Source organism: Citricoccus sp. (genome assembly GCF_035445025.1).
Lineage (GTDB): Bacteria > Actinomycetota > Actinomycetes > Actinomycetales > Micrococcaceae > Citricoccus.
In genome coordinates this window covers 1-9,482 of the sequence record NZ_DAOMPX010000067.1, presented here as the reverse complement: position 1 = coordinate 9,482, position 9,482 = coordinate 1, and the positions used below count along the sequence as shown (strand labels likewise).

Annotated in this window: 8 protein-coding genes; 5 read left to right on the top strand and 3 right to left on the bottom strand. The window is 72.0% G+C overall.

The features are described from left to right. On the top strand, positions 1-1,083 hold a 1,083-nt coding region (locus PLJ28_RS13755; protein WP_324590249.1), incomplete at its 5' end, for a dihydrolipoamide acetyltransferase family protein. Between the two features lie 4 nt (positions 1,084-1,087). Here PLJ28_RS13755 and PLJ28_RS13750 read toward each other — a convergent pair. The 3 genes from PLJ28_RS13750 to PLJ28_RS13740 all read right to left on the bottom strand — a co-directional run bounded on the left by PLJ28_RS13750 (position 1,088) and on the right by PLJ28_RS13740 (position 4,948). Further along, positions 1,088-2,818, bottom strand: coding sequence for a thiamine pyrophosphate-binding protein (locus PLJ28_RS13750; RefSeq protein ID WP_183529093.1), 1,731 nt, complete (start codon positions 2,816-2,818; stop codon positions 1,088-1,090). A gap of 70 nt (positions 2,819-2,888) precedes the next feature. Further along, a complete protein-coding gene (locus PLJ28_RS13745; protein ID WP_255459702.1) occupies positions 2,889-3,947 on the bottom strand; it encodes an ABC transporter substrate-binding protein in 1,059 nt (352 codons plus the stop codon). Positions 3,948-4,042: 95 nt separating this feature from the next. Then, positions 4,043-4,948, bottom strand: coding sequence for a LysR family transcriptional regulator (locus tag PLJ28_RS13740; RefSeq protein ID WP_183529089.1), 906 nt, complete (start codon positions 4,946-4,948; stop codon positions 4,043-4,045). A 510-nt stretch (positions 4,949-5,458) separates the two neighbouring features. On the opposite strand from PLJ28_RS13740, the gene PLJ28_RS13735 reads away from it, so the two are divergent. The 4 genes from PLJ28_RS13735 to PLJ28_RS13720 all read left to right on the top strand — a co-directional run. After that, the gene (locus PLJ28_RS13735; RefSeq protein WP_050813612.1) at positions 5,459-6,301 is read left to right on the top strand and encodes an ABC transporter permease; all 843 of its coding nucleotides are present in this window, start codon (positions 5,459-5,461) and stop codon (positions 6,299-6,301) included. Beyond that, positions 6,298-7,074, top strand: a complete 777-nt coding sequence (locus PLJ28_RS13730; RefSeq protein ID WP_010143773.1) for an ABC transporter permease — start codon at positions 6,298-6,300, stop codon at positions 7,072-7,074. The genes PLJ28_RS13735 and PLJ28_RS13730 overlap by 4 nt, the downstream gene beginning before the upstream one ends. A gap of 196 nt (positions 7,075-7,270) precedes the next feature. After that, entirely contained in the window at positions 7,271-8,065 is a 795-nt protein-coding gene (locus tag PLJ28_RS13725) for an ABC transporter ATP-binding protein (RefSeq protein ID WP_040385852.1), read from the top strand. A 584-nt stretch (positions 8,066-8,649) separates the two neighbouring features. Continuing rightward, the coding region (locus PLJ28_RS13720; RefSeq protein ID WP_324590248.1) for a dihydrodipicolinate synthase family protein at positions 8,650-9,482 on the top strand (833 nt) is incomplete at its 3' end.

Genomic DNA, 9,482 nt, shown 5'->3' with positions numbered 1-9,482 from the left:
GCGCCGGCCACCCCGGCCGCCGTCGGGCACCAGCTGCGCCCGGCGCCGTCCCCCCTGCCGGCGTCCTCGGCCGCACCCTCCCCGCAGCCCGCCCCGGCCCCGCGGCCCGCCGCCCAGGCGGGCCGGGGCCTGAAGCTGCCGGCCGCCGTCGGGAACTGGGTGGCCGCCGGCCGGGAGCGCCAGGCCGAGGCCGCCGGGCTGTTCGAGCGGGTGCTGGCCAAGCCGCCGGTGCGCCGGATCGCCAAGGAGCTCGGCGTGGACCTCACCCAGGTGCGCGCGACCGGCCAGTTCGGGGAGGTGACCCGCACCGACGTGGAGAACTACCTGGCCGAACGCGAGACGAACATCGAGACCTCGGGTTCGTTCTGGATGCCGGACTCCGGGGACAACGAGCGCCGCACCGAGCGGATCCGGGTCAAGGGCGTCCGCAAGGCCACCGCGGCCGCCGTGACCGAGTCCTACCGGGACGCCCCGCACGTGTCCATCTACGTGGACGTGGACGCCAGCCGGACCATGGAGTTCGTCAAGCGGCTCAAGGCCAGCCGTGAGTTCGAGGGCATCAAGGTCACGCCGCTGCTGATCCTGGCCAAGGCCGTCATCTGGGCCGCGGCGCGCAACCCGCACGTCAACGCGTCCTGGACGGACGAGGAGATCCTCGTCAAGCACTACATGAACCTCGGCATCGCCGCCGCCACCCCGCGCGGGCTGCTGGTGCCGAACATCAAGAACGCCAACGAGCTGTCCCTGCGGGAACTGGCGATGGCGCTCACGGAGCTGGCCAAGCGTGCCCGCGACGGCAAGACGCAGCCGGCCGAGATGGCCGACGGGACCATCTCGATCACCAACATCGGCGCCCTGGGCATCGACACCGGCACCCCGATCATCAACCGCGGCGAGGTCGCCATCGTGGCCTTCGGGACCATCCGGCAGAAACCGTGGGTGGTGTCCGGCGAGGTCATCCCGCGCTGGATCACCACCCTGGGCGGTTCCTTCGACCACCGCGTGGTGGACGGGGACCTCTCCGCCCGCTTCATGGCGGACGTCGCCGCCATCATGGAGGAGCCGGCGCTGCTGCTGGAGTGAGCCCCTACTCCCCGGCCTCGAAGGAGTGCGCGAGCACCCAGGACGGGAAGGACGTGATCTTCGCGTCGATCACCAGCGGCCGGTCCCGCGGTCCCTCGGCCCAGGCCCGCACCGGATCCAGGTCCGACTCCTGCCGCACCGTCAGGGCCTGGCAGCCGTAGCCGGCGGCGATCGCGGCGATGTCCGTCTCGGGGAAGACCACGGTGTCCAGTTCGTCGGTCTCGTGGGCGAAGTGGTGGACCTCGGCGCCGTAGGCGTTGTCGTTGTAGACCACCACCACCAGCGGCAGGCCCAGGCGCACGGCCGTGTCCAGCTCCACGAGGGACATCATGAACCCCCCGTCGCCGACGCCGGCGATCGCCACCCGGCCCGGCAGGGCGACGGCGGCTCCGACGGCACTGGACAGGGCCAGGCCGATGGACTGGAACGCCAGCGGCACGCAGTACCCGTCGTTGTCCGGGACCCGCAAGTGCATGGCGGGATAGGCGTTGAAGTTGCCGCCGTCCGGGACGACCACCCGTTCCATCGGCAGCATCCGGTCCAGGGCGTTGGTCAGCGCGCGCGGGTCGATCCGGCCGCTGCCGGGCTCACCCGGGACCACGGGCTCGGAGGTGTCCTCGAAGGGCTGGTCCGACCAGTTCAGCGACTCGGCCACCGTCCGGGCCACCTCGGGCGTGCGGTACCCGACCGCGCCACCCGGTCCCGCCCCGGCCGCGTCACCGCCCGCTCCGGCGCCGTCCGCGCCCCTGCGGAGTGCCTGCAGGGCCGCCGTCGTGGCCTCGGCCGTCAGCGCGGCGTCACCGAGGACGGCGACGTCCACCGGGTGGTGGAACCCGAAGGCCTCGACGCGGTCGTCGACCTGGACGACCGTGGCCTGTCTCAGCAGCTCCCCGCCCCGGGTGGTCCAGCGGTTCAGCGCCGCGCCGAACGCGACCAGGACGTCGGCGCCGGCGATCAGCTCGGCCGCCCCCTCCGTGGCGAACCCGCCCATCACGTCCAGGTGCCACTCGTCCTCGTGGAACAGGCCCCGGCCCACCGCGCTGGTGGTCAGCAGGGCACCGGTTGCCTCGGCGAGCCGGCGGATGGGCCCGACGGCGGCGCGCGCGCCGCGGCCGCCGACGATGACCGGGCGCCGGGCCCCGGCCAGCAGCCCGGCGAGCTGCTCGACGGCCTCCGGGGCCGGTGCCGCACGCAGCGGTCCCGAGGCGGGGACCGCCTGCCCCACGCGCGCGACGTCCCTCTCCGGGATCTCGGCGTTCTGCAGGTCCAGGGGCAGGGAGAGCACGACCGTCCGGCGCTGGTCGACCGCCGTCGTCACCGCCCGGACGACGTCCCGGACGGCGGAGTCCGCTGAGTGCACGCGCTCCGGGACGGCACCCATGCCCTCGGCGACCTTGTCCTGGTCGATCCAGAAATTGCTCTGCCGCTGGTCCCCGGGGATGTCACCGGTGACGACGAGCAGCGGGGTGTGGGCCTTGGCCGCCTCGCCGATGCCGGTCAGGGCGTTGGAGAAGCCGCAGCCCTGGTGGACGGTCAGCACCGCCAGTTCGCCGGTGGCGCGGGAGTAGGCGTCGGCCATGCACGCCGCCCCCATCTCGTGCCGGGAGGCGGTGAACCGCACGCCGGCCCGGACCATCGCGTTGGTCACGCGGAAGTTGCCGCTGCCCACCACGCCGAACATCCTGCGGGCCCCCATCCGGCCGATGACCGTCCCCACTGCCTCGTCTACTCGCATTGCCACTGTCCTTCCTGCAGGTGTCACCGCGCCGGGGTGCCGGCGCCGGTCCGGGTGGTCCGGGGCGGTCCTAGAGCTCGACGAACATGTCCGGGACGGACAGCTCGCCCGTGACGGTCCCGTACCGGCGCGCCGTCTCGGCCAGCTCCTCCTGGGCGGCCATGTCGAACTCGGCGCGGAATCGCGGCAGCTTGATCTCCGCCAGCACCTCCGGCTCGATCGTCGCGTAGGTGCCGGTGATCCGGCGGACCTCGTCCGGATTGTCCTGGGCGTACTCCAGGCCCCTCACGAGCGCCTCCCGGAAGGAGCGCACGAGGTCCGGGTCGTTCTCGAGGGTCTCCTCGCTGGCGAAGTACCCGCCGGTGTCCAGCTCGGGGTTGGCCTCGGCGTACGGCCAGCTGACCGCCACCATCCCCGCCTTCAGCGCCGGGGTGACGAAGGGCTCGACGACGATGCCGGCATCGAGCTGCCCGTTCTCCAGCGCCGCCTGGACGTCCGGGAACGCCATCTCGATGAACTCCAGCGAACCGCCGTCGCCCCCGGCCTTGTCCATGACCTGGCGGCAGGCGGTGTCACCGATGTTCGCGAGCTGGTTGGAGGAGAGCGTCTTGCCCGCCAGGTCGGTCATCGACGTGTACCCGGAGTCCGGGGCGGCGATGAGGGCCACGTTGTCGTTGCCGGGCTCACCCGTGGTGGTGGACCCCGAGCAGAAGAACTTGAGCCCGATGCCCTGTGACCGGGCCACCATCATCGAGACCACGTTGCCGAAGGCGAAGTCGAACTGTCCGGAGGAGACGCCGGGGAACGAGATCGCGCCGCCGGAGGTGGCCTCGATGGCGACGTCGAGGCCGGCCTTCTCGAAGAACCCCTGCTCCTTGGCCAGGTGGAGCGGCGCCACGTCCACGATGGGGATCGCCGCGACCGAGACGGCCCGCAGCCCGCCGTCCCCGGACCCCGTCCCGGAGGCGGCGGCCCCGGACGTGGCGCCGCCGCCGGCGGGCTCGCCCTGGCCGCAGGCCGCGGCGGTGCCGGTCACGAGGGCGGCAGCCCCGGTGAGGAGCAGGTTGCGGCGGGACAGCCACGACCCGGGCCGGTCCGGGGTGCGGGTGGGGTGCGAGGGGGTGCCCATGACGAACTCCTTCGGTCGGGTGGACGTGCCCCCATCGAACCGCACCGCGTCCCGCGGGACCACTGATATCTTCCTGCCCGTCCCATAGACCAGGTCTATGGGAGCGCCTCCCGCGCGCGGAGGGCGTCGGGCCGGCTGCCCTGCAGTGCCGCCGCCGCGCGCTCCACGAACCAGTCCACGGCGGCCGTGGCGCCACCCGCCGTGGCGTGGATGAACACGCTGGTCTCCACGTCCGGCAGGGGCAGCTCCCATGCGTGCAGCGGCCAGCGCGAGGTCCAGCCGGGGACCACGATGCCCGGGACGACGGCGAGCAGGCCCGTCCCGGAGACGACCGCCGGGATGCCGGAGAACCCGTCCACGGTGAGCGACCCGGGCGGCGGGGGCGGCAGGCGCGACTCCACGATCGTGTGCCCGGTCGTCCCCCGGACCACGATGCGCGGCAGGCGGGCCAGTGCGTCCAGGGTGGGGGCGGCGTCGAACCGCCCGGTGCGCGAGACCCCCACGTAGCGGTCCCGGGTGATCGGCGTCGAGCGGATCCGGCCCTCCAGGGGGATCGAGGCGATCGCCAGGTCGATGTCCCCGGCCTCCAGGTCGCGGGCGGCGGTGTCCGTGTCCAGGGGCAGGACCTCCAGCCGGGCGTGCGGGGCCGCCCGCTCCAGCATGGAGGACAGGGCGGGCAGGAAGGCGGCCTGTCCCAGGTCGGTCATGGCCGCCCGGAACGTGGGCGCGGCGGTGGAGGGGTCGAAGACGGTGAGCCGGGCGAGGGCGGCGTCGGCGTCCCGGGGCAGGTGCCCCAGTTCGGCGTAGAGCTGCAGCGCCACCCGGGTGGGCCGGACACCGCGTCCCGACCGGCGGAACAGGTCATCGCCCGTGAGGCGCCGGAGCCTGTTCACGGCGTGGGTGATCGAGGGCTGGGTGAGGTTCAGCCGGTCCGCCGCGGCCGTGAGGGTCCCCTCCTCGATCACGGCGGCGAGCACCCGGACCAGGTTCAGGTCGAGCATGACGGGTCCGGGCGCGCCCCGCGGCGACTCGTGGTGGAGGGCCTGTTCATGGGACCATTCTGCCGACTGCCCGTGCACGGTCCGCGTCACGTCCGTAGGGCCCGCCCCGGGCCGGTGCGAGCCCTCGGCAGACTGCGCCAATCCGTTGGAAGTCAAAACCATTGACACCTTGAACTACCGAGGTCGAGTGTCTAGTCTGGACACAGGCTGTGGGACGCATCACATCGGAGGCCACCGACCTCCCGGAGACCCACGGCATGACAACCCCCTGTCACGAGCGGAGCACCTCGAGCGATGACTGACCAGACGCCAACCGGCGCACCGGGCCCGCGCGGCCCGCACGCGTCCGGGGACCCCCGGCGGGAGACGGAGATCGAGCGGTTGCACCGCCTCGAGGCCGCCGCCCGCCCCGACCAGCGGCGGGGTGACACCCGCCGGCACATCGACGCGGCCACCGTCGCCGCCCTCGACATCCCCACCCGCCCGGATCCGGCCGCACCGCCCACCTCCGTGGCGCAGTCCGGCGCCACCGGGTCCAGGACGAGTTCCGGTCCCGGCCGGGCCCGGCGCCGCGCCCGGCGGGGCTGGGGCACCCGGTTGCTCGGCGTGGCGGGCCTGCTCGGCTTCCTGCTGACGTGGGAACTGCTGTCCCGGACCGGCGTGGTCAACCCGACCTACCTGCCCCCGGCCTCGGCCGCGATCGCGGACCTGTTCCGCAACTTCGGGCTGGCCGCCTTCTGGGAGGCCGTCGGGGACACGATGCTGCAGTGGTTCCTCGGCATGGTCATCGCCGTCACGGCCGCCACGGTGCTCGGGTTCATCATCGGCTCCTCGACGTTCCTGCGCCGGTTCACGAACTCGACCATCGAGTTCCTGCGCCCGGTGCCGTCGGTCGCCCTGATCCCGCTGGCGGTGCTGCTCTACGGCGTGAGCATCCAGTCCGCGCTGCTGCTGATCGTCTATGCCTCCTTCTGGCAGGTCCTCATCCAGGTCCTCTACGGCGTGGCCGACGTGGACAACGTGGCCATGAACACCGCCCGGTCCTACGGCCTGGGCCCGCTGGCCCGCCTGCGGTACGTCATCTTCCCGACCACCCTGCCGTACCTGATGACGGGCGTCCGCCTGGCCGCCGCCGTCGCGCTGATCCTGGCGATCACCGCCCAGCTGATCATCGGCACCCCGGGCCTGGGCGCGGAGATCGCCAAGGCCCAGTCCGGCGGCTCCTACGTGGCCATGTACGCCCTCATCCTGGCGACCGGAATGCTCGGCGTCCTCATCAACATCGTCATGCGCGTGATCGAGCGGCGCGTGCTGTCCTGGCACTCCTCGGTGCGTACGGAGGTCGTCAAGTGAAAACCCTCAAGTCCCTCCTGTACATCGTCGGCCTGCCGGTCATCCTGCTGGTCCTCTGGTATCTCGCCACCGCGTTCGGCGAGAAGAACTTCTTCGTCCCCACCCCGGCCCTGCTGGCCGAGACCTTCGTGGAGACCTGGACCTGGGACCGGATGACCACCGACGTCTTCCCGTCCCTGGTCCGGCTGTTCTGGGGCATCCTCGGCTCGATCGTCATCGGCATGGTCGGCGGACTGCTCATCGGCTCGGTCCGCTGGCTGCGGGCGCTGCTCGAGCCGACCATGGAGTTCTTCCGGGCCATCCCGCCCACGGTCCTGATCCCCGTCCTGATGCTGCTGATCGGCATCGGTGACGACATGAAGGTCGCGGTGATCATCGCCGGCGCCGTCTGGCCGATCCTGCTGAACACGATCGAGGGCGTGCGCGCCATGGACGAGGTCCTCTCGGACACCACGCACACCTACGGCATCAAGGGCTTCAACCGGGTCCGCTACCTGATCCTGCCCTCGGCGATGCCGCAGATCATGGCCGGCATCCGCCAGTCGCTGTCCATCGCGCTGATCCTGATGGTCATCTCCGAGATGTTCGCCGCGTCCTCCGGCCTGGGCTTCACCATCGTGCAGTTCCAGCGGTCCTTCGCGATCCCGGAGATGTGGTCCGGCATCGTGCTGCTGGGCATCATCGGCGTGCTGCTGTCCTTCGTCTTCCAGCTCGTCGAGCGCGTCGTGCTGCGCTGGTACCACGGCCTGAGGGAGATCGAGAATGCAGCCTGATCCGCACTCCGCCGCCGGTGATCACCGCGCTGCCGGCATCCCCGCTTCCGAACCGACCATCCCCACCCAGGAAGGGACCGAGGACATGACCCCGGACCAGATCTCCACCGAAGGCACCGTCTCCTCGCAGGGTGGCGTGGCCGAGACCCCCGACGGCCTGCTCACCGTGGGCAAGACCCTGCCGGACGGCGAGGCCATGCTGGCCGTACGCAACCTGAAGAAGGTCTACCACACCGACGGTGGTGACATCGAGGCCGTCCGGAACCTCACCTTCGACCTGCCCCAGGGCCAGCTGGCCTGCCTGGTCGGCCCCTCCGGATCCGGCAAGACCACGCTGCTCAAGTGCATCTCCGGCCTGCTGGCCCCCACCGCCGGGGAGGTCACCCTGCACGGCAAGAAGGTCACCGGCCCGCCGAAGTCCATGGCCGTGGTGTTCCAGGAGTACGGCCGGTCCCTGTTCCCGTGGATGCGGGTGCGGGACAACGTGGAGCTGCCGCTGAAGAACCAGGGCGTGGACAAGGCCAAGCGGGACGAGCTCGTGGACAACGCACTGGAGGCGGTGGGCCTGGCCCACGTGCCGAAGTCCTACCCGTGGCAGCTCTCCGGCGGCATGCAGCAGCGCGTGGCCATCGCCCGCGCCGTGGCCTACCAGCCCGAGGTGCTGCTGATGGACGAGCCGTTCGCCGCCGTCGACGCCCAGACGCGTGCCGACCTCGAGGACCTGGTCCGCAGCGTGTGGAAGCAGCTGGGCGTCTCGGTCCTGTTCGTCACCCACGACATCGACGAGTCCGTCTACCTGGGCGAGCGCGTCATCATCCTGTCCTCCTCGCCGACCGTGATCCAGCAGGACGTGCTGATCGACCTGCCGGAGGAGCGTGACCAGCTCGAGACCCGGTCCTCGCAGCGCTTCTCCGAACTGCGCCACCACGTCTACGAGCAGATCCAGCTGGCGAAGAAGGGCTTCCGCCCCGAGGACGCCCTCGCCAAGTAGGCGGACCCCGCCGCTCCCGTCGCCGTGCGGGCAGCCCCCCTCGTGCCGCCGGTCGCGGCCTGGGGGAGGCTGCCCGCACGGTCGTCTCCGGGGCAGGCGGCGCGGACGGGGCGGCGGCCGGCCGGGGGGAGGTTCATGCCGTCCACGGTGACGGGGGCACCATAACCGCCGCCGCAGGATATTTCAGGTGAACACTGGGTGAACTGGTACGGCAGATCACGACGGCGTGCGCACCTAGCAGAGCATCCCCACAAGTCAATACTCGATCGGTACGGTCCCTACTGACAGGGCAGGAGGGCCGTCCCGGGAGGCGGTCCGGGCCCTCGCTCCACCGGGACCGAGTAGGGCCTGAGAGTCGGCGCACCCTGGGGCCCCCGGGGACTGGTGGTAACCGGGTGTACCGGAGGCCGGACGGAGACCTTAGCGTGATCTCAAGGATCTCAGCAGCGCGACCTATCCGAAGGTCCCGGTCGCGCCGACGTGATCTGCCATCCGAGTGCAGCCGTCCTGTCTCAGCCCCCCGGTGCCGGAAACATCCTCCGGGCCTCCGGGGGGCCACGGGGGGCAGAGCAGGAAGACCATCCGTGAGCGCAACCGACCGTCCAGACCACGCCGTCCCCGGCATCCCGGCCATCCTCCCGGCCGCGGCCCAGCCCGCCGGCCGGCACGGGGGCACGTCCCACCCCGGGCCGCACCCCGGTTGCACGCCGGCCGGCAGCGCCGCCGTCGCCGCCTTCGGCCGCGTCATCACCACGATGGTCACCCCCTTCGACGCGGCCGGGAAGATGGACGCGACGGCCGCCGAGCAACTGGTGGGCCGGTTGACCCGCGACGGCTGGAACGACGGCGTGCTGGTCAACGGCGCGACCGGCGAGTCCAGTGCCACGGATGACGCTGAGAAGCGGCGCATGATCGTGGCGGCCCGCCGGGCCGTGTCCGGGACCGGCCGGAAGGTCATCGCCGGGGTCGGCTCCGGCAACACCGCCCACAGCGTCCGGCTGGCGGTCGCGGCGTACGAGGCGGGGGCCGACGGACTGCTCGTCGCGGCGCCCTACTACTCGCGCCCCAGCCAGTCCGGGCTGCTCGAGCACTTCCGGGCGATCGCCGATGCCACCCCGCTGCCGGTGATGCTCTACGACAACCCGGGACGCGTGGGGGTGGACCTCGAACCGGAGACCCTCCGGGACGCCGCCCAGCACCCGCAGATCATCGCCCTCATGGACGCCACGGGGGACCTCGGCGCGGCGTCCTCGATCATGCGCACCTCCGGGCTGGCCTTCTACTCCGGGGACGACATGCTCAACCTGCCCTGGCTGTCCGTGGGCGCCACCGGCTTCGTGTCCGTGGCCGGGCACGTGGTGGGCGACCGGTTGCAGACGCTGCTGCGCCTGCACGACGAGGGCCGGAACGCCGAGGC

What these genes read in the sequence shown, in the direction of transcription:
- PLJ28_RS13740 (WP_183529089.1), bottom strand. Translation starts at nt 4,948, where the DNA reads ATGCTCGACCTGAACCTGGTCCGGGTGCTCGCCGCCGTGATCGAGGAG.
- PLJ28_RS13725 (WP_040385852.1), top strand. Translation starts at nt 7,271, where the DNA reads ATGCTGGCCGTACGCAACCTGAAGAAGGTCTACCACACCGACGGTGGT.
- PLJ28_RS13750 (WP_183529093.1), bottom strand. Translation starts at nt 2,818, where the DNA reads ATGCGAGTAGACGAGGCAGTGGGGACGGTCATCGGCCGGATGGGGGCC.
- PLJ28_RS13745 (WP_255459702.1), bottom strand. Translation starts at nt 3,947, where the DNA reads ATGGGCACCCCCTCGCACCCCACCCGCACCCCGGACCGGCCCGGGTCG.